Origin of the sequence: Sphingomonas sp. (assembly GCA_019635535.1) — a bacterium.
Taxonomy (GTDB): Bacteria; Pseudomonadota; Alphaproteobacteria; order Sphingomonadales; family Sphingomonadaceae; genus Allosphingosinicella.
The window spans coordinates 2,596,341-2,616,009 of the sequence record JAHBZH010000001.1 but is presented as its reverse complement, the minus strand read 5'-3'; the positions used below and the strand labels follow the sequence as shown (position 1 = coordinate 2,616,009).

Genomic DNA, 19,669 nt, shown 5'->3' with positions numbered 1-19,669 from the left:
CGGCATCAGCGCCTGAAAATTGGGTGACGCGCTGCCTTTCCGGCGAGGCGTGCGGCGCAAGTGCCAAGGCGGACCCGTCTAGGCCCGATCGTCCGGATCCGTCGCTTTGCTCCGATCGCGCGAGCTGGAGGCCACATAGGAAGGCGCGGGCCTCTGACTCCGATCGGCTAGCGCGCCTTAGCGGCCACGAGAAACCGCTCCCGGCTTTGCGATGCCTGTTGCTGAACCTCCTCCAAGGCGCGCTTCTCGGTCGCAACGAGCATGGATTCGAGCAGCCGATGGAAATGTTCGCGCATGGCTTTGCGGGCGCCCGCTGGATCGCGCGCCTTGAGCGCTTCGAAAATTGCGCGATGCTCTTCGGTTCGCGATTCCGCATCGTGGATGCAGACCGCCTCGTAAGTGGCTTTGACCTCCTGTATCTCCTCTCGCATTCGCCAGAGCGATTTGATCGTGTGAAGCATGACCGCATTGTTCGACGCTTCGGCGATCGTAAGATGGAACTGCTCGTCCGCCTCGTTCGCCGCTTCCTCGTCGCCCGACTGCATTTTTTCGATCAACTCGCCAAGCCGGACAATTCCCTCGTCGGAGATGTTGTGGGCAGCCAGGGCAGCCGATTCCGACTCGATCAACAACCTCGCCTCGGTCACCTCGAACGCGCTTGCCTTCGGGAGCGTCGCGCTGTGGGCGGGCTTGCTCTGGCATACGTAAACGCCTGAGCCAGTCTTGATCTCGAGCCTGCCGATCGCCTGCAAGGCGATTTCCGCCTCCCTGATGGTCACGCGGCTGACACCAAGCTTTTCGGCCAGTTCGCGCTCGCCCGGCAAACGCGTCCCGGCAGGATAGGCTCCCGCATCAATCATATCGGCGATCTGGGCTGCAACGGATTGGAACAGTCTTTTGCTTGCCATGGCCGCACAAAACTCCGCAGGTTATTCCTCGGTCTATACCAATTTCCCTAAACACTGTGCCGGCGAAATTCCAGTTTCTCTCAACCCGCAAGCGAGGCAGCCGAAGCGAAAGGCTCTCCGATGAACGGCAGAGCGCCTAGAATCTCACGCTCATCCCGGCAGTCACCCGACGGTCCGTGAGCCCCTGGAAGCACAGCAGCGCATTGTTGTTGACGCAGAACTGGTTGGCATCCGAACCGGTGAGGTTGATCCCTTCGACACCGATGTTGATGTTGCGGGTCAGATCGTAGTTGATGCTGGCGTTGAGCTGCCCTCGGGCAGCGTTGATCCGTGGCAGGCCGAAGAAGAACGAGTCCGTCGAGACATAGCTGGAGCGCCATGTGTAGCGCGCGCGGGCGCTGATGCCGTATTTTTCGTAATAGAGCGTCGCGTTGTACGAGTGCCTGGAAAGGTTCGGCAACGTGATGCGATCCTGCACCCCAATCAGGCCCAAGGCGGTGAAGGCGCCCTGGGGGCCATCGGCGGTGCGGAAGTTCGAGGGGAAGTTCTGCGCACTCCCGCCGGTTGTCTGGTATGTGTAGTTGCCGACGAAACCGAAGCCGGATGCGAAGCCGAGGACGTCCTCAAATCTCGAAAGATTGTACTGAAAGGCGACCTCGATACCGGTTTGGGTCGTGTTTCCTTCCCCATTTACCACCGTCGTCACAGGCACGCAGATGCCGGTGCCGGGGTTCAGCACGTTGTTGATGTTGCGATCGGCGATCGGATTGAAGATGCCGCCCTGTTCGCACGGGTCCGTGATGTCGATGGCGAGCCCGCCATTGGCATCCCGGGCGGGGAAGGGGTCGATCCGCACTTCGGAAAACAGGTTGGTACGGGTCTTGTGGAAGAAGCCGAGGCTGATGAACCCCGACCGTGCGAAATACCATTCGCCCGAAATGTCGAACGACCAGACCGCCTCCGGCACCAGGTCGGGATTTCCTACCGGCACAGGGGTATTCGGCCCGGTCCCGAAGCTGACCGATGTCGAAAGATCATCGAAATCCGGTCGGTTGATGTCTCTTGAGACACCGCCGCGGATCAGGAAATCGCGGGCCGGCTCGATCACAATATTGAAGCGCGGCAGGAAGAACGCATAGGAGCCTTCCCTGACCACCGGCGTGACGGCGCTGTTCCCGGCCGTCTGGGTGTTGCCGAGCGAGGAGACGCTGGTCCTCACATAGCGGAGGCCCAGATTGCCGCGCACGGGCACTCCGAGATCGCGCCCGTCGAAATTCACCTGGCCATAAAAGGCATGGGTCCTTTCGGCGATGTCGAAGAACGCGGTGACCTGCTGCGTCGGAGTGGTGAGCAACGCGATGTCCGGGCCAGTCGTCGCCGCATTGTTGGCCGTAATCGCGGCATTGAGCGAGGCCAGGATCGCGGCCGGGTCGGAAAAGGAGCGCCCCGGATCGATGACGAGAAAGTCCCGAATGAACAGCCGCCGCCCGTCGGCCGAGCCGAAATTGCTCGGGCCGGGAATCAGGATGTCAGAAAACAGATTGCCCGTCGGCCTGTTGATGGCGGCGGCGTTGGTCAGGCCGACATTGCGAACGTTGGAATCGTTGAGGGACGATGTCTCATTGTAGCGATAGCCGACATCGACCGACGCGACGAACGGCACGGCATCGGTGAAATCATAAGTGAGATCGAGGCGGCCGGCGATCTCCCGGTTCTCGACCGTGCCCCGGCTTTGATTGACCTGGCGCAGTGCGTAATTCGCGGGATCGAGCAATTGCGCCGTCGTCGGCGTTGTCGACAATCCCTGCGCGATTCCGAATTGCAAGGTGCCGCCGGTCAGATCGAACTCGATGGGCACGCCATTGTCGATGCTGGCCGCACTGACGGGCAAATGGTTCGGGTTGATGAAGTCCAGCGTCGTCGAAAAATCGGAATTCGTCGTGTTGGAGGTCGAAATCGCTCCTTCCGCACGCACCGTCAGCCGCCCGGTTTCCCACTCGCCGCCCAGCCGGTAGACCCGGCTGCCCGTTTCACGCGACCCCGTGTTGGAATCGGTCCGGAGGTTCGGATCGAGGGTGCCGGTCGTATTGGGGCGTATGACACCCGAAAGCGCGGCCTGGACGCTGCCCAGGTCGATGGGGCCGTTCGGTCCGTCGAGGATACCCAGATTGATCGTCTCGAAGGCCGTGTTGGTGGTATTATCGACGACTCCGTTCGACGACACGCCGGATATCTGCACCCTGGTGCTTTCCTGCGCGCGCGTCTGATCGTTATAGATGCCGTCGAAATAGAGTCTCAGATTGTCGGCCGGCCGCCATTCCAGTGAGCCGACGAAATTCAACGTTTCATATTCGAAATTGTCATTGTCCTGATCGAAGAACTGAATTCGCAGGAACGGGAAGGATTCAGCGCTGGCGCGACCGGAGGTCGGCGTGACCACCGCATCGCGATCGACGCGGGGCCGGAAGGCGGAAACGTCGGAGCGGGCATAGCTGCCGCTCAGGACGATGCCGATCTCGCCGATGCCGGTCGACCAATTGTCGCCGACCGTGCCGGATATCCTTGGCAGCACGGTCCCGGCGAGGTCGCTATATTCCCCTTGCACCCGCACTGAAAACAGGCGGTCGCGCAATTCGAGGGGCCGTAGCGTTCTGAGGTTGATCGTGCCGCCCACGGAGCCTTCGATCGTCGCGGCATCAGGGACCTTCGTTACTTCGAGCGAGGAAATCAGCGCGGCGGGCAAATCCTCGAAGCTGATGCCCCCACGTCCGGCACCCGAACCCACGGTGGAGACGCCATTGATCTCCGTGCGATTTTCGTCCGTGCCGCGAATTTGCACCGCAGTGCCGACGCCGGCTTCCCGGGTGATCTGGATCCCGGTGACATTTTCGAGCACTTCGGCGAGATTCTGGTCCGGCAGCTTGCCGATATCCTCGGCCTGGATGACCTCGATCAGATTGTCTGAATTGCGCCGTTCGTTGAGTGCGCTTTGAAGAGAGCTGCGGATGCCTGTGATGACAACCGCCTGATCGTCGCCTTCCGGTTCGCCGGATCGCATCTGGTCTTGGGCGAAGGCGCTTCCCGGCAGGGCGAGCGCGGATAAGGCCGTCCCGACCAGCAGCTTTGTCAGATGACGAAAATTGCTCGCGGACACACGGCCCGAACCGACAGGCTTCGACATTTGCCCTCTCCCGATTTGCTGTTTTGGAGAGGAATATCTGACAGTCCAATGATGTCAACCCATGTTTCATATTTTCATTGACCGATATGTCATGCCAATCTGAGAATATTGGTCCGCAGAATTGTGCGGACACGCGGCAAGTCGCGCCCTTCGGGCATATTCGTCGGGTGGGCGGGGTCGCGCCAGACCGCTGATCCTCGCGCACTAGCGCCTTCGGTCAGCGCACCAGCTCCGCGACCAGCTCCATGCACGTGCCGCCGGTGTGACGGTGCGCGCGACGCCGTGGAAGGCGAGCGTCGGGGCATTCGTCATGACTGGGGCCATGGCGCGCTCAACGCTTCGCCGCCGGATCTCGGACCAGCAGCACGTCCCCCGGCATTTCCTGGACGATCGCGGCGGCGGTGCTGCCGATGAAGATGTCGTAGAGCGCGCCGCCGCCGTGGCTGCCGACGACGATCAGACCCATGCCGCCCTCGCCGCATGGTCGGCGAGCAGTGTCTCCGGATCGCCGCGCTCGACGATCCGTCTGATCGAGGCGGCGGCGCCCGCAGGCAGATTGGCTTCGGCCATGAACCGCTCGGTCGCTTCCGCGTCGTAGCGCGTGAAATCGGCCTGGACCGCCGCGTTCTCCAGATAGCCCGCAAAGGGTATGTCATAGGCGTGGCACAGTGCGAGCTGGGTCTCAGGAAACAACCGGACGGAGGCTTCCAGCGCATGACGCGACGAGGGTGACAGGTCGGTTATGACCAGCACCGAGCGATAGTCGGCGTTCACGCGGTCGCGCGCGCTGCGCGCCGCCGCGGTCGCATAATCGTTGTTGGTGCCGAAGGTGAACCAGCCGTGCCGGTCCATCGGCGACACGGTGACGACGAAGGCGTCGAGCGCCACCCGCTCGGTCAGCAGGCACGGGGATTCGCTGAACGCGCAGGGCGTGAAATCCACCACGTCGCGCCCTTCGGCGGCGCCGCGCGCGATCAGTGCCCGCTCGATCCCGGTCATGAACATGCAATGCGGCCGGACGCGATCGAGCAGCTCGTAGCGCAGGATCGTCTTGCCCGCCTGCGGCATCGAATGGAAATACCACAGATCCAGATCGGCGAGCGCCCCGCCCTGGACCCGGGCGGCGAGCGCGGCGAGCAAGGCGGGAGGCTGGCCGATCGTCATCCCCATCGCGACCTGCGCGCCCGACGCGATGCTTCGACCGCGATGTCAGGGCTCATCAGCCGGGAGCAATATTCGGCGGCGACATCACGGACCGTGTCCGGCCGATAACTGTTTCGCCCCCGTCTGGCCATCCGCCGCGGCGCTGATGACAGCCGGCAGGCGGCGGGTCTATGACGACGCGCCGGGGCGAGGGAGAAGCTGAAATCATGGTGAGCATCGCGACCGATTCGGCCGGGCCACCCGCGCCGTCCCGTTTCGGCCTGTTCGGGCTTCTCTACGTCCAGGTCATCATCGCGATCGTGCTCGGCGCCTTGGTCGGCCATGCCTGGCCGGACGTGGGCGCATCGCTGAAGCCGCTGGGCGACGGCTTCATCAAGCTGGTGAAGATGATCATCGCGCCGGTCATCTTCCTCACCATCGTCACCGGCATCGCCGGGATGCGGGAGATGGCGTCGGTCGGCCGGGTGGCGGGCAAGGCCTTCGCCTATTTCCTGTTCTTCTCGACGCTGGCGCTGATCGTCGGCCTCGTCATCGCCAATGTCGTGCGGCCGGGCGAAGGCATGAACGTCGACCCCGCGACGCTCGACGCCGGCGCGGTCGCGACCTATTCGAGCCAGGCGCACGACAGCAGCATCACCGGCTTCCTGCTCGATATCATCCCGACGACGATGCTCTCCGCCTTCACCTCGGGCTCGATCCTGCAGGTGCTGTTCGTCGCCATCCTGTTCGGCATCACGCTCTCCATGGTCGGGCGGCCCGCCGCGCCGGTGCTGGACATGCTGGAGCGGCTCAGCCTCGTCATCTTCCGCCTCGTCGGCCTCTTGATGCGCGCGGCGCCGATCGGCGCGTTCGGCGCGATCGCCTTCACGATCGGCGCCTACGGCATCGGCACGCTCGTCAATCTCGGCGCGCTGATCGCGACCTTCTACCTGACCTCGCTGCTTTTCGTGCTGGTCGTGCTCGGCGCGGTTGCGCGGATCGCCGGCTTCTCGATCCTGAGGCTGATCCGCTATCTGAAGGAGGAGCTGCTGCTCGTGCTCGGCACCTCCTCGTCGGAGGCGGCGCTGCCCAATCTCATCGACAAGATGGAACGCGCCGGCTGCGCGCGCAGCGTCGTCGGGCTGGTCGTGCCGACCGGCTATTCGTTCAACCTCGATGGCACCAACATCTACATGACGCTCGCAGCCCTGTTCATTGCCCAGGCGGTCGGCGTCGAGCTCAGCCTGTGGGACCAGCTCGCCTTGCTCGCGGTGGCGATGATTTCCTCCAAGGGCGCGGCGGGCGTCACCGGGGCGGGCTTCATCACGCTCGCCGCGACGCTCTCGATCGTGCCGACCGTGCCGCTCGCCGGCATGGCGCTGATCCTCGGCATCGATCGCTTCATGAGCGAATGCCGCTCGCTCACCAACTTCATCGGCAATGCGGTCGCCACCATCGTCGTCGCCAAGTGGGACGGCGCGCTCGACAAGGCGAAGCTCGACGCCGCCCTCGCCGGCCACCCCGCGCCGCCCATCCCCGGCAAGTCCGATGCCCGCCGCGAGATCGAAGAGGAGCTGGACGCGCTGGAGGAAGCGCCGCAGGATTGAGCGTCAGCCGCCCTTCGCCGCCTGGCGCCAGCGGGTGAGGGCGAATTCCGTATAGCCGTTCGGCGTGGCGGCGCCTTCGAACACCAAAGCCTTCGCCGCCGCGAAGGCCGGGCCGTCAAAGGCCGGCGCCATCGGCGCGTAGGACGGATCGCCCGCATTCTGGTGGTCCACGACGCCCGCCATCCGCGTCAGCGCCTCGCTTACCTGTTCCTCCGTCACGATGCCGTGCCGCAGCCAGTTGGCGATGTGCTGGGAGGAGATGCGCAGCGTCGCGCGGTCCTCCATCAGGCCGACATCGTGGATGTCCGGCACCTTGGAGCAGCCGACGCCCTGGTCTACCCAGCGCACGACATAGCCCAATATGCCTTGGCAATTGTTGTCCAGCTCCTCGGCGATCTCGGCCGGCGAGAAATTGCGCCCGCGCGCCAGCGGCGGGGTGAGCAGGGCGTCCAGCTCGCCCGTCACCGGCGCCTTGGCCATCTCGTCCTGCACGGCCAGCACGTCCGTCTCGTGATAGTGGAGCGCGTGCAGCGTCGCGGCGGTGGGGGAGGGGACCCAGGCGGTGGTCGCCCCGGCCCTGGGATGCCCGCTCTTCTGCGCCAGCATGTCGGCCATCCGGTCGGGCGCGGCCCACATGCCCTTGCCGATCTGCGCCTTGCCCTTGAGCCCGCAGGCGAGGCCGATGCCGACATTGCGCGCCTCATAGGCCTGGATCCAGCCGGCGTCCTTGATCTCGCTCTTGCGGATCACCGGGCCGCCCTCCATCGCGGTGTGGATCTCGTCGCCGGTGCGGTCGAGGAAGCCGGTATTGATGAACACCAGCCGCTCGCGCGCCGCATGGATGCAGGCGGCGAGGTTCGCGCTCGTCCGCCGCTCCTCGTCCATCACGCCGATCTTGAGCGTGTTGCGCTCAAGGCCCAGCAAATCCTCGACCCGGCCGAACAGTTCGACCGCGAAGGCGACCTCCTCCGGGCCGTGCAGCTTGGGCTTCACGATATAGACGGAACCGGCCTGGCTGTTGCGCGCCCCGGCATGGAGATCGTGGATCGCGCAGAGCGAGGTGACGACCGCGTCGATCATCGTCTCCGGCACCTCGGCGCCGTCCAGCCTCACCATGCCGGTCATCATGTGATGGCCGACATTGCGCACCAGCATCAGCGCGCGGCCCTTCAGAGTCAGCTCCGCGCCGCCGGGCGAATTGTAGGTGCGGTCTTGCGCCAGCGCCCGCGCCTCGGTCTGCCCACCCTTGGCGAAGCTCGCGGTCAGATTGCCCTGCATCAGCCCCAGCCAGTTGCGATAGACCAGCACCTTGTCCTCGGCATCGACGGCGGCGACCGAATCCTCGCAATCGATGATCGAGCTCAGCGCCGATTCCAGCACCATGTCCGCGACGCCCGCCGGATCGTCCCGGCCGATGCGGTGGTCGCGGTCGATCGCAATCTCGATGTGGAGGCCGTTCTTCCTCAGCAGGATCGCTTCCGGTGCCGCCGGATCGCCGCGCCAGCCGGCGAGCTGCGCCGGATCGGCCAGCGCCGGCACCAGCGCGCCGCCGGCGACCGCATAGCCGGTCGCGTCGGCATGGCTCCCCTCGGCTAGCGGCGCGGCTTTGTCGAGCAGCGCCTTGGCCCGCGCGATCACCCGCGCGCCGCGCTCCGGATCGTAGCCGCCGCCCGCCGGCGCATCGCCCAGCGCGTCGGTGCCGTAGAGGGCGTCGTAAAGGCTGCCCCAGCGCGCATTGGCGGCGTTGAGCGCATAGCGGGCGTTGGTGACGGGCACGACGAGCTGCGGCCCCGGAATGGCGGCCAGCTCGGCATCGACATTGGCGGTCTCGATCGCGAACGGCGCGGGCGCCGGCACCAGATAGCCGATCTCTTCCAGGAACGCTTTGTGCACGGTGACATCGAACGGCTGGCCGGCCCGCGCCCGGTACCAGTCGTCGATCCGCGCCTGGAGCGCGTCGCGTGTGTCGAGCAAAGCGCGGTTGCGCGGGGCGAGATCGGCGAGCAGGACGGCCAGGCCCTGCCAGAAGCCTTCCGCCTGGATCTCCGTGCCGGGCAATGCTTCGGTCTCGATGAAGGCGGCGAGGCCGTCATCGATGGTCAGGCCATATCTCTCCACGCTTTCCTCCTCGCCCCACCGTTCGCCCTGAGCTTGTCGAAGGGCTGTCCTTTCTTTCCGGACGAAAAGAAGGGCAGGGCTTCGACAGGCTCAGCCCGAACGGCGTGTGTGAATGCCGTTCGTTCAAAGCTCCTTGAGCGGCACGCTTGCATCGGCGAGCCGCGCCCGGTCAGGCATCATCCCCTCGGCCACCAGCTTGCGGCCCTGCACATAGTCCTTCACCGCATTGACGCAGTCCAGCGCGATCACGCGGCCGGCCTTCAGATAGACGACCGAGAAGGCGCGCGCCGCCGGATCGCCGCGCAGCACCGTGTCGTCATGTCCCGCCGAGATGCCGACGGTCTGGAGCCTCAGATCATATTGGTTCGACCAGAACCAGGGGACGGCGGCATAGGGTTCGGCCAAGCCGAGTATATGCTTGGCAGCAGCCATCGCCTGATCGGTGGCGTTCTGCACCGATTCCACCCGGACGCGCGCGCCGCCGGCGAAGCGGTTCTCGTGCGCCGCGCAATCCCCCACGGCATAGATGTCGGGCAGGCTGGTGCGGCAAAATTCGTCCACTTCGACGCCATTGGAGGTGACGGCTCCGGCCGCCGCGAGCGGTTCGACCGAGGGAGCGATGCCGACGCCGACGATCACCATGTCCGCCGCGATCGTCTCGCCGTCCGCCAGCCGCACGCCGGTCGCGACATCCTCGCCGGTGATGCGGTCCACCGCCACGCCGGTGCGCACCTCCACGCCATGCGCGCGGTGCTCGGCCTCGTAGAAGCGCGAAATCTCCGCGCCCGCCACGCGCGCCAGCACCCGGTCCAGCGCCTCGAGCAGCACGACCTCTTTGCCCAGCTTGGCGAGCACTGCCGCCGCCTCCAGCCCGATATAGCCGCCGCCGATCACGATGATGCGCGTGACCGCCGGCAGCTCGGCCATCATCCGGTCCACGTCGGCGCGGCTGCGCACGGCATGGACGCGGGCCAGATCGTGGCCTGCGCAACCGATCCGGCGCGGCGTGCCGCCCGCCGCCCAGATCAGCTTTCCGTAGGAGAGCGTATCGCCGCCGGCGAGCGTCACCCGATGCGCTGCGGCATCCACCGCGACGGCCCGCTGGCCCAGCAGCATCTCCACCTGTCGCTCCGTCCAGAAGGCTTCCGGCCGGATCAGCAGTCGTTCGAACGCCTTCTCCCCCGCGAAATAGTCCTTGGACAGCGGCGGGCGCTCATAGGGCAGTTCCGGCTCGTCGCCGACGATGGCGACTTTCCCTTCGAACCCGTTCTGGCGCAGCGCGATCGCCGCCTGGGCGCCCGCATGGCCGCCGCCGACGATCAGGACATCGTAATGATCCGCCCCCTCCGCCATCACGCTGCGGCTGGACGATGGATGGCGCAGAGCTTGTGGCCGTCCGGATCGCGGACATAAGCGAGGTGCATCGGCCCCAGCGCGCCCTCGCGCAGCCCGGGCGGGTCCTCGATCGAGGTTCCGCCATAGGCCATGGCGACGTCGTGGAACGCCTGCACCTGTTCGGGCGAGCTGCATTTGAACCCGATCGTCCCGCCATTGGCAAAGGTCGCCGGCGCGCTGTTGATCGGCTCGGAAATGCACAAAGTGCCGCCGTCATGCCGGTAGAACAGCCGCCTGTGGCCGGTCTTGGCGATGTCGGCATGGGGGGGCTCCCCGGCGAAGCCGAGCGTGCCGAGCACGGCGGTGTAAAAAGCCCTGGACCGGTTCAGGTCGTTGGATCCGATCATGATGTGATTGAACATGGCGGCGCTCCCTCGGCGGTTCAGAACAGCACGACGCTGCGGATGCTCTTGCCCTCATGCATCAGTTCGAAAGCCGTGTTGATCTCGTCCAGCGGCATGGTGTGGGTGATCAGGCTGTCGATGTCGATCTTGCCGTCCATGTACCAGTCGACGATCTTCGGCACGTCGGTCCGCCCGCGCGCGCCGCCGAAGGCGCTGCCCTTCCAGACCCGGCCCGTGACGAGCTGGAACGGCCGCGTGGAAATCTCCTTGCCGGCCTCGGCGACGCCGATGATCACGCTCGTTCCCCAGCCGCGGTGGCAGCATTCCAGCGCGGCGCGCATCACGTCGGTATTGCCGGTGCAATCGAAGCTGTAATCGGCGCCGCCGTCCGTCGCGTCGATCACGGCGGCGACCACCTTGTCGAAGCCGATCTCGGCCGGGTTGATGAAATGGGTCATGCCGAACTGTTCGGCCATCGCCCGCTTGGATGGGTTGATGTCGACGCCGATGATCCTGTCCGCGCCGACCAGCCGGGCGCCCTGGATCACATTGAGGCCGATGCCGCCCAGGCCGAAGACGACGACATTGTTGCCCGGCTCCACCCCCGCCGTCCAGATCACCGCGCCGACGCCGGTGGTGACGCCGCAGCCGATATAGCAGATTTTGTCGAACGGCGCGTCGGGCCGGACCTTGGCCAGCGCGATCTCCGGCATCACCGTGAAGTTCGAGAAGGTCGAGCAGCCCATATAGTGATGGATGGTGTCGTTCCCCAGCTTGAAGCGGCTGGTGCCGTCCGGCATCACGCCCTTGCCCTGGGTCGCGCGGATCGCGGTGCACAGGTTCGTCTTCCGGCTGAGGCAAGATTTACACTGCCGGCATTCCGGCGTGTAGAGCGGGATCACATGGTCGCCGACCGCCACGGAAGTGACGCCCGGCCCCACCTCGCGCACGATGCCCGCGCCCTCGTGGCCCAGGATCGAGGGGAAGATGCCCTCGCTGTCCTTGCCCTCCAGCGTATAGGCGTCGGTGTGGCACACGCCCGTCGCCATGATCTCGACCAGCACCTCGCCCGCCTTGGGGCCCTCCAGATCGACCTCGCGGATTTCCAGCGGCTGATTGGGGGCGACGGCGATCGCGGCGCGGGTCTTCATTTGGGCTCTCCCGGAAAGGACTGAGCCTCCCTTAAGAGCGGCCGCGCGATTCAGGCAACAGGCAGCGGCGCCTCGCCTATGCCATGATAGGCCGGTGTGTCGGCGATCGCGGTGCGGAACAGCGCGTGGAGCTTGGCGAGGATCTCGGGCGGCGGCCCTTCGGCGCAGGCCGGCTGCATGCTCATGATCGAACGCACCACGGTGCTTCCCAGCATGATGGAAAGCACCATGCCGGCGCGCATCTCGGCATCCTCGCCGCCGCCCAAAATGCGGGAAATGGGTTCGAGAACGTCATTACGTATGGCGTCATGGACGATCGCGGCGGCTTGCGGCGAAGAGGCGGAGCGTAGCACGATCAGGAGATTCTCGGTATGCTTGCGGGTATCCTCGCAATCCGTTTCCTGGAACAGCGAGACCAGATAGGCGGGCAGGTCTTCCGCGCTTACGGCGATGCGGAATTTTTCGGCCTTCCTTCCATCGCCGTGCAGCACTTCGCGGAACAGGTCCGCCTTGCTGCCGAAATAACGGCTGACCAAAGCGACATCGACGCCGACATCGCGCGCGATGTCGCGCAATCCGACATTCTCGTAGCTTTCCCGGAGGAAGTGCCTTCGGGCCGCCTCCAGCATCTGCGCGCGTGTCGCTTCCGCGCTCTGGCGGCGGCGGGCGACGATCTCTCCCAAGCTCATGAACCAAAATCCTAACAGTCGTCGTGAGTTAATCAACAGGTGTTGACTTTTTTATATCAACACCTGTTGACATGGCATGAACGAACGCTAGATGCCGCTCCCCGGGTGGGCTCGAACAGCGGCTCGCTCCGGATCATTCCGGACGACCAACCGAAAGAAGTCATTGATGCATATCAAGGGATTGGGCCTTCTTCCCCTCGCGGCCGCGATGCTTCTTTCCGCCTGTTCGGCCGCCGCGCCGGAAACGCCGCCGCCGCCGCCGGTGACGGTCGCCCAGCCGCTCGCCCAGGAGGTGGTGGACTGGGACGATTATGTCGGCCGCTTCGAGGCGATCGAGAATGTCGAGGTGAAGCCGCGCGCGTCGGGCTATCTCCAGGCCGTCCATTTCCGCGACGGCGATTTCGTGCGCGCCGGCCAGCTCCTCTTCACCATCGACGCGCGTCCGTCGCAGGCGCAGCTCGATCAGGCGCGCGCCCAGCTCGCCCGCGCCGAGGCCGCGCTCGCCAATGCCCGTACCGAGCTCGCCCGCTCGCGCACGCTGGCCGAATCGCAGGCGGCGAGCACCGAGGAGGTCGAACAGCGTCAGGCGGCCTTCCGCTCGGCCGAGGCGGATGTCGCCGCCGGCCGCGCCAATGTCCGTGCCGCCGGCCTCAATGTCGGCTTCACCCGCGTCGTCGCGCCGATCTCGGGCCGCATCTCGCAGCGCCGGGTCGATCCCGGCAATGCGGTGACGGCGGACCAGACCGTGCTCACCACGATCGTCTCGACCTCGCCGCTCCACTTCACCTTCGAAGGGTCCGAGGCGCTGCTGCTGCGCTATCAGCGCCAGGGCGGCGGCCGGATCGGCAGCCCGGTCCGCATCCGCCTCCAGGACGAGGGCCAGTTCACCCATGCCGGCCGGCTCGATTTCGTCGACAATGCGATCGATCCCGCTTCGGGCACGATCCGCGCCCGCGCCATCGTCGCCAATCCGGACGGGTTCCTGCGTCCCGGCATGATCGGCCGCCTGCGCCTCGCCGGCGCGGCGCCCTATCGCGCCTTGCTGGTGCCCGACACCGCCATCGCCACCGAAGGCGTGCGGCGGATCGTCTATGTCGCCGACGGCGAGGGCAATGTCGCGCCCAGGCCGGTCGAGCTCGGCCCGCTGGTCGGCGCTCTGCGCGTGATCCGCGGCGGCATCGAGCCGACCGACCTGGTGGTGATCGACGGGCTCCAGCGGATCATGCCGGGCCAGAAGGTCAGCCCGCAGCGTGGCCGGATCGCGCCGCCCACCGACGCCCAGCCGGACGCGCCGCCGGCCCAGGCCGCGCCCGCTTCGGTCGCGACCCCGGTCGCGTCCGCGCCGGCGCCCGCGGCGCCTGCTCCTGCGCCCTCCGCTCGCTGACGGAAGGGCCCGGCCCCATGAACATTTCCAGCTTCTTCATCGATCGGCCGATCTTCGCGTCGGTGATCGCGATGTTCATCACCCTGTTCGGCCTGTTCGCCTATCCGAGCCTGCCGCTCGCCCAATATCCGGAGATCGCGCCGCCGTCGGTCGTCGTCGTCGCCGCCTTTCCGGGCGCCTCGGCGGAAACGATGGCGGAGACGATCGCCGCGCCGATCGAGCAGGAGGTGAACGGCGTCGAGGGCATGCTCTACATGCGCTCGACCTCGGGACAGGGCATCGCCCAGATCACCGTCACCTTCCAGCCCGGCACCGACGTCGATACCGCGCAGGTGCTGGTCCAGAACCGCGTCGCGCTCGCCGAGCCGCGTTTGCCGGAGCAGGTCCGCCAGATCGGCGTCACCGTCACCAAGCAGGCGTCGGACTTCCTGCTGATCGCCGCGCTCACCAGCACCCGTGTCGGCGCCATCGACAATGCCGATATCGATTTCATCGGCAATTACGCCAATTCGCGGCTGCGCGACCGGCTGCTGCGCGTGCCCGGCGTCGGCGCGGTGCAGGTGTTCGGCGGCGGCAATTATTCGATGCGCGTGTGGATCGATCCCGATCGCGCGGCGGCCCGCGGGCTGACGGCGGACGAGATCGTCGGCGCGCTGCGGGGCCAGAACGTCCAGGTCGCGGGCGGCTCGCTCGGCCAGGCGCCGTTCGATCGCGGCGCGCCGGCTTTCGAGCTGCCGGTCCAGGTGCAGGGACGGCTTGCCGATCCCGACGCCTTCGCCGACGTGGTGCTGCGTACCGATCAGGCGAGCGGGTCGATCGTCCGGCTGCGCGATGTCGCGCGGGTCGAGCTGGGCAGCCAGGATTACGGCATTCGCGGCTATTTCAGCGGCCGGCGCGGCGTCGCCATCGCGATCCAGCAACTCCCCGGCTCGAATGCGCTGTCCACCGCCGCGGCGGTGCTCGACGAGCTGGAGACCGCCTCGCGGGACTTCCCCGAAGGCATCCAATATTCGATCCCCTACAATCCGACCGAATATGTCCAGGCCTCGGTCGAGGCGGTGCAGAGCACGCTGATCGAGGCGGTGTTCCTCGTCGTCCTCGTCATCGTCGTCTTCCTGCAGACCTGGCGCGCGGCGATCATTCCGATCATCGCCATACCGGTCAGCCTGATCGGCACCTTCGCGGTGCTGCTCGCGCTCGGCTTCTCGATCAACACATTGTCGATGTTCGCGCTCGTGCTCGCCGTCGGCATCGTCGTCGACGATGCGATCGTCGTCGTCGAGGCGGTGGAGAAGCATGTCGCCGAAGGCATGAGTCCGCGCGATGCCGCGCACCGGACGATGCAGGAGATTTCCGGGGCGATCATCGCGATCGGGCTGGTGCTGATCGCCGTGTTCGTGCCGGCCGCGCTCATCTCGGGCATTCCCGGCATCTTCTATCGCCAGTTCGCCGTCACCATCGCGGCGGCGGCGGTGATCTCGACGCTGGTGTCGCTCACCTTGTCGCCGGCGCTCGCCGCGATCCTGCTGAAGGGCCACAAGAACGGCGAGGAACCGCCGCGCGAAGGCAGCCGCTGGATGCGCCCCGTCCGCGCCGCGCTCGGCGGCTTCAACCGGGGCTTCGACTGGCTGTCGACCCGCTACGGCACCTTCACCGCCAAGGCGGTGCGGCGCTCGACGATCATGCTGGTCGTCTATGCCGGCCTGCTCGGGCTCACCGCCTGGCGGCTGACCGCGACGCCGACCGGCTTCATCCCGGACCAGGATCAGGGGTTCCTGATCGGCGTCGTCCAGCTTCCGCCCGGATCGTCGCTGGAGCGCACCGACGCGCTGATGAACCGCGTCGTCGAGATCGCCTCGCAGAACGAGCTGATCGTCGATTCCGGCGCCTTCGCCGGCCTCGACGGCTCCACCTTCAGCCCCGCCTCCAACAGCGGCGTCATCTTCGTGCGCCTCGCCCCGCATGAGGACCGGCGCGGCGACGGACAGGACGCCGCCGCGCTCGCCGGCCAGTTGACAGGTACGATCGCCGGAGCGGAGCCGGGTGCGCAGGTCTTCTTCCTGTCGCCGCCGCCGGTGCCGGGCCTCGGCAACGGCAGCGGCTTCGCGATGATGCTGCAGGACCGCGAGGGCGCGGGCTACGAGGCGCTGCAGGGCGCGACCTTCGCGATGATGGGCGCGGCGGCGCAGGAGCAGAACGTCGCTCAGGTCTTCTCGCTGTTCAACACCGGCAGCCCCCGGATCGAGGCGGACGTCGATCGCGACCGCGCGCAGTTGCTCGGCGTCCAGCCGGGGCAGGTCTATGCGGCGCTCGCCACCTATCTCGGCTCCACCTACGTCAACGATTTCAACCTGCTCGGCCGCACCTTCCGCGTCACCGCCCAGGCCGAGGCGTCGGCGCGCGCGAGCCTCGCAGATGTCGGCCGGCTGCAGGTCCGCTCGTCGAGCGGCGAGATGGTCCCGCTCTCGGCGATCGCGACCTTCCGCTACGGCGCGGGCCCGGTACAGGTGACGCGCTACAACAATTATCCCGCCGCCGAATTACAGGGGCAGACGCCGGTGGGCGTGGCGTCGGGCGATTCGCTGCGCTCGATGGAGCAACTGGCGACCCAAACGCTGCCGCCCGGCTTCGGCTTCGAATGGACCGGCCTCGCCTTCGAACAGCAATCGGCGGGCAATACCGCGCCGCTCATCTTCGCGGTCGCGGTGCTGTGCGTGTTCATGGTGCTGGCGGCGCAATATGAATCGCTCGCCTTGCCGCTCGCCGTCATCCTGATCGTGCCGATGTGCATCCTGGCGGCGATGACCGGGGTCAACCTGCGCGGGCTGGACAACAATATCCTGACGCAGATCGGCCTGATCGTCCTCGTCGCGCTCGCCGCCAAGAACGCGATCCTGATCGTCGAGTTCGCGCGCCAGGGCGAGGAGGAGCACGGCATGGACCGCTGGGAGGCGGCGGTCCACGCCGCGCGCACCCGCCTGCGGCCGATCCTGATGACCAGCTTCGCCTTCATCTTCGGCGTGCTGCCGCTCGCCATCGCGGTCGGCCCGGGCGCGGAGATGCGTCAGGCGATGGGCACGGCCGTGGTGTTCGGCATGTTCGGCGTCACCATTTTCGGCCTCATCTTCACGCCGGTCTTCTACGTCGTCACCCGCACGCTCGGCCGTTACCTGCCGAAGAAGCCGGAGCGCGAAACCCATTATCCGACGGCCTACGGCCCGCCGCTGCCCGAAAACGGAGACCGCGAATGACCCGCTTCGCTCTCGCCGCGCTCGCGGCGCTCGCGCTCGGCGGCTGCATGGTCGGGCCCAATCATGTCGATCCGATGCCGGCCGCGCCGGCGCAGGATCCGTTCGTCGGCACCGCCTCGCCCGCCTTTACCGGCGACGAGCCGGCCGGGCGCTGGTGGAGCCTCTTCGCCGATCCCGAGCTCGACGCGCTGGTCGAACAGGCGCTGACCCACAATACCGACCTGCGCGTCGCCGCCGCCAATCTGCGCCGCGCTCGTGCGGCGCTTCGGGAAACGCGCTCGGGCCTGCTGCCCTCGACCGACATCACGGCGGGCGCCACTTATTCGCAGCAGTCGGCGCAGGGGCCCAACGCCTTCCCGGGCGCCGGCGATCCGCAGGAAAGCTACGATATCGGCATCGACGTCGGCTATCAGGTCGACCTGTTCGGCCGCATCCGCCGTGCCATCCAGGCGAGCCGGGCCGATGCGGATTCGGTGCAGGCCGCCTTCGATCTCGCCCGCGTCACCGTCGCCGCCGAAACGACCCGGGCCTATGCCGATGCGTGCGGCGCCGGGCGCCAGCTCGCCGTCGCGCGGGAAAGCCTGCGGGTGCAGGAGCGGACCTTCGATCTCACCCGCCGCCTGTTCGAGGGCGGCCGGGCGACCGCGCTCGACACCAACCAGGCGGGATCGCAGCTCGATCAGACCCGCGCCGCCTTGCCCACGCTGGAGGCGCGCCGCCAGACCGCTTTGTTCCGCCTCGCGACCCTGACCGGCCGTCCGCCCGCCGAATTCCCGCCGGCCGTCGCCGCCTGCGAAGCCTCGCCCGCTCTGGCCGCGCCGATCCCGGTCGGCGACGGCGCGGGCCTGCTCGCCCGCCGCCCCGACCTGCGCGCCGCCGAGCGCGATCTCGCCGCCGCCACAGCGCGGGTCGGCGTCGCCACCGCCGCGCTCTATCCCAGCATAAGCATCGGCGGCTCGGTCGGAACCACCGCCGATTCGCCCGGTGCGCTCTTCTCCGGCGATTCGCTGCGCTTCAGCATCGGCCCGCTCATTTCCTGGCAATTCCCCGACATCTTCGCCGCGCGCCAGCGGGTGCGGCAGGCCGAGGCGTCGGCGGACGCCGCGCTGGCGCGCTTCGACGGCGCCTGGCTCACCGCCCTGCGCGAGACGGAAAGCGCGCTCACCAACTATGCTCGCGAGCTGGACCGCGTCACGGCGTTGACCCGCGCACGCGACCAGAGCGCCGAAGCCGCCCGTATCGCGCGGCTGCGCTACCAGGCCGGGCGAGAGAGCTTCCAGGTCGTGCTCGATGCCGAGCGCGTGCTCGCCCAGACCGATGCCGCGCTCGCCCAGTCGGAAGCGCAGCGCTCGGACAATCTCGTCACCTTGTTCCTGGCGCTGGGCGGCGGCTGGCAGGACGCGCCGCCGGTCGTCGAGCGGTCGATCCGCGATCCTTAGCTTTCGGTCAGATCTTGATCAGATGACTTGCTTCGCAGGAGGCTTGAACGATGTAGCGCGGGTCCACACCCAAGTGCCGACGGCGATGCGGATGTGTGGTGGACCAGTAGTGAATCATCGATACCCGGTGGCATTGGCTATGATGTTTGCCTCCGCACGTCTTACCATACCATGTCTGACGAGTTCAACCATTTCATCAACAATGCAACTTCTGGTTATTACGCGCCGGCAGCCATCTTCCTCTTTATTAAATTCAACATCTTCTGAGAATCTTGCATCGAGAGCAATGAGAGCGGAGTAGGATGATCTGTAATTTAGCTGTTCTGCCTCGCAGGATCGGACAATTCCTTCTCCTTGTGTCTGGACATTTTCCGCAGGAGATTGATCGCCAACTCCCCGAACGACACACTCGGTCCAGGCAACATATGATTCGGATACCCGATTCCACGTTTGGCTGTAATCATTGTTGGTAGCGGCCACTAAGGTACCGATGAAGATATCGATCATGTGCCAAGCTCTCTGACATTGACTATGGATATAGATTTGAACGGCGCGGTTAAGACCAAATATTGGCGTATCTGAATCTCACACTAATCATTCATTGCAATCAATCGCAAAAGTAACGATCTGTTCCATTTCTTATCCCCTCAAGTGCTGCATGCGCGGCCCTCACACCGGTTTCAGCCGCTCGCGTTATCAGTCGTATAGCTTCCGCTCGGTCTCGTCTGACTCCAAGTTCCGGACGTCCGCAATAAAGATGGTCTCTACCCAAGGAATATTGTGCTAACGGATACCCCAAATCTGCCGCGCGGCGTATCCATCTAAGGCGTTCCATATCATATCTCTGCACATCCCAATTGCTATCTCCCATCTGTCGCGAAAAGTACAAATGAGAAATTTCCCATGCAGCCCATCCAGAGCCTTGCTCTGTCGCCTGAGTATATTCGGCTAGTGCCTGTGTGAAGTTCGCTCTTTCTGCGGCACGCCGACCTCTAAGCCAACCGCTATAAAAATGGCCGAGATAGATTCGAGCCAGCAGAAAGCCCTGATCGGCTGACC

General features: G+C 66.0%; 14 protein-coding genes. 4 read left to right on the top strand and 10 right to left on the bottom strand.

Going from position 1 to position 19,669, the window contains the following annotated elements:
- Window positions 1-167 precede the first annotated feature (167 nt).
- The 4 genes from KF780_13400 to KF780_13385 form a co-directional block, all read right to left on the bottom strand.
- Window positions 168-908, bottom strand: a complete 741-nt coding sequence (locus KF780_13400; protein MBX3562795.1) for a FadR family transcriptional regulator — start codon at window positions 906-908, stop codon at window positions 168-170.
- A gap of 136 nt (window positions 909-1,044) precedes the next feature.
- On the bottom strand, window positions 1,045-4,089 hold the full coding sequence (locus tag KF780_13395; protein ID MBX3562794.1) for a TonB-dependent receptor: 3,045 nt from the start codon (window positions 4,087-4,089) through the stop codon (window positions 1,045-1,047).
- Window positions 4,090-4,420: 331 nt separating this feature from the next.
- Window positions 4,421-4,555 carry a universal stress protein gene (locus tag KF780_13390; GenBank protein MBX3562793.1) on the bottom strand — a complete coding sequence of 45 codons (135 nt, stop codon included), beginning with the start codon at window positions 4,553-4,555 and terminating at the stop codon, window positions 4,421-4,423.
- Window positions 4,546-5,259 (bottom strand): universal stress protein, encoded by a 714-nt coding sequence (locus tag KF780_13385; protein MBX3562792.1) that lies wholly within the window; start codon window positions 5,257-5,259, stop codon window positions 4,546-4,548. The genes KF780_13390 and KF780_13385 overlap by 10 nt, the downstream gene beginning before the upstream one ends.
- Window positions 5,260-5,459: 200 nt before the next feature.
- On the opposite strand from KF780_13385, the gene KF780_13380 reads away from it, so the two are divergent.
- Window positions 5,460-6,839 (top strand): dicarboxylate/amino acid:cation symporter, encoded by a 1,380-nt coding sequence (locus KF780_13380; protein MBX3562791.1) that lies wholly within the window; start codon window positions 5,460-5,462, stop codon window positions 6,837-6,839.
- Window positions 6,840-6,842: 3 nt separating this feature from the next.
- On the opposite strand, the gene KF780_13375 is transcribed toward KF780_13380, so the two are convergent.
- The 5 genes from KF780_13375 to KF780_13355 all read right to left on the bottom strand — a co-directional run bounded on the left by KF780_13375 (window position 6,843) and on the right by KF780_13355 (window position 12,536).
- Window positions 6,843-8,957, bottom strand: a complete 2,115-nt coding sequence (locus KF780_13375; GenBank protein ID MBX3562790.1) for a malate synthase G — start codon at window positions 8,955-8,957, stop codon at window positions 6,843-6,845.
- A gap of 123 nt (window positions 8,958-9,080) precedes the next feature.
- On the bottom strand, window positions 9,081-10,310 hold the full coding sequence (locus KF780_13370) for an FAD-dependent oxidoreductase (protein ID MBX3562789.1): 1,230 nt from the start codon (window positions 10,308-10,310) through the stop codon (window positions 9,081-9,083).
- Window positions 10,310-10,714, bottom strand: coding sequence for a VOC family protein (locus KF780_13365; GenBank protein ID MBX3562788.1), 405 nt, complete (start codon window positions 10,712-10,714; stop codon window positions 10,310-10,312). Before KF780_13365 ends, KF780_13370 begins: the two co-directional genes overlap by 1 nt.
- A 20-nt stretch (window positions 10,715-10,734) precedes the next feature.
- Complete coding sequence (locus KF780_13360; GenBank protein ID MBX3562787.1) at window positions 10,735-11,847, bottom strand: S-(hydroxymethyl)glutathione dehydrogenase/class III alcohol dehydrogenase; 1,113 nt, start codon at window positions 11,845-11,847, stop codon at window positions 10,735-10,737.
- Between the two features lie 50 nt (window positions 11,848-11,897).
- A complete protein-coding gene (locus KF780_13355) occupies window positions 11,898-12,536 on the bottom strand; it encodes a TetR family transcriptional regulator (GenBank protein MBX3562786.1) in 639 nt (212 codons plus the stop codon).
- A 166-nt stretch (window positions 12,537-12,702) separates the two neighbouring features.
- Between KF780_13355 and KF780_13350 the strand changes: the two genes are divergently transcribed.
- Genes KF780_13350 through KF780_13340 form a run of 3 tightly spaced genes read left to right on the top strand, consistent with a single transcriptional unit; the run spans window position 12,703 to window position 18,610 of the window.
- On the top strand, window positions 12,703-13,920 hold the full coding sequence (locus tag KF780_13350; protein MBX3562785.1) for an efflux RND transporter periplasmic adaptor subunit: 1,218 nt from the start codon (window positions 12,703-12,705) through the stop codon (window positions 13,918-13,920).
- Between the two features lie 17 nt (window positions 13,921-13,937).
- On the top strand, window positions 13,938-17,171 hold the full coding sequence (locus KF780_13345) for a multidrug efflux RND transporter permease subunit (protein ID MBX3562784.1): 3,234 nt from the start codon (window positions 13,938-13,940) through the stop codon (window positions 17,169-17,171).
- On the top strand, window positions 17,168-18,610 hold the full coding sequence (locus tag KF780_13340) for a TolC family protein (GenBank protein MBX3562783.1): 1,443 nt from the start codon (window positions 17,168-17,170) through the stop codon (window positions 18,608-18,610). The genes KF780_13345 and KF780_13340 overlap by 4 nt, the downstream gene beginning before the upstream one ends.
- 114 nt (window positions 18,611-18,724) lie before the next feature.
- Here the strand turns inward: KF780_13340 and KF780_13335 are convergent, their stop codons facing one another.
- Window positions 18,725-19,117 carry a hypothetical protein gene (locus KF780_13335; protein ID MBX3562782.1) on the bottom strand — a complete coding sequence of 131 codons (393 nt, stop codon included), beginning with the start codon at window positions 19,115-19,117 and terminating at the stop codon, window positions 18,725-18,727.
- Window positions 19,118-19,669 lie beyond the last annotated feature (552 nt).

Bases quoted from the DNA above. Each gene is read 5' to 3' on its own strand.
- KF780_13365 (MBX3562788.1), bottom strand. From the start codon at position 10,714: ATGTTCAATCACATCATGATCGGATCCAACGACCTGAACCGGTCCAGG.
- KF780_13385 (MBX3562792.1), bottom strand. From the start codon at position 5,259: ATGGGGATGACGATCGGCCAGCCTCCCGCCTTGCTCGCCGCGCTCGCC.
- KF780_13390 (MBX3562793.1), bottom strand. From the start codon at position 4,555: ATGGGTCTGATCGTCGTCGGCAGCCACGGCGGCGGCGCGCTCTACGAC.
- KF780_13380 (MBX3562791.1), top strand. From the start codon at position 5,460: ATGGTGAGCATCGCGACCGATTCGGCCGGGCCACCCGCGCCGTCCCGT.
- KF780_13360 (MBX3562787.1), bottom strand. From the start codon at position 11,847: ATGAAGACCCGCGCCGCGATCGCCGTCGCCCCCAATCAGCCGCTGGAA.
- KF780_13370 (MBX3562789.1), bottom strand. From the start codon at position 10,310: ATGGCGGAGGGGGCGGATCATTACGATGTCCTGATCGTCGGCGGCGGC.
- KF780_13350 (MBX3562785.1), top strand. From the start codon at position 12,703: ATGCATATCAAGGGATTGGGCCTTCTTCCCCTCGCGGCCGCGATGCTT.
- KF780_13340 (MBX3562783.1), top strand. From the start codon at position 17,168: ATGACCCGCTTCGCTCTCGCCGCGCTCGCGGCGCTCGCGCTCGGCGGC.
- KF780_13400 (MBX3562795.1), bottom strand. From the start codon at position 908: ATGGCAAGCAAAAGACTGTTCCAATCCGTTGCAGCCCAGATCGCCGAT.
- KF780_13355 (MBX3562786.1), bottom strand. From the start codon at position 12,536: ATGAGCTTGGGAGAGATCGTCGCCCGCCGCCGCCAGAGCGCGGAAGCG.
- KF780_13335 (MBX3562782.1), bottom strand. From the start codon at position 19,117: ATGATCGATATCTTCATCGGTACCTTAGTGGCCGCTACCAACAATGAT.
- KF780_13395 (MBX3562794.1), bottom strand. From the start codon at position 4,089: ATGTCGAAGCCTGTCGGTTCGGGCCGTGTGTCCGCGAGCAATTTTCGT.
- KF780_13345 (MBX3562784.1), top strand. From the start codon at position 13,938: ATGAACATTTCCAGCTTCTTCATCGATCGGCCGATCTTCGCGTCGGTG.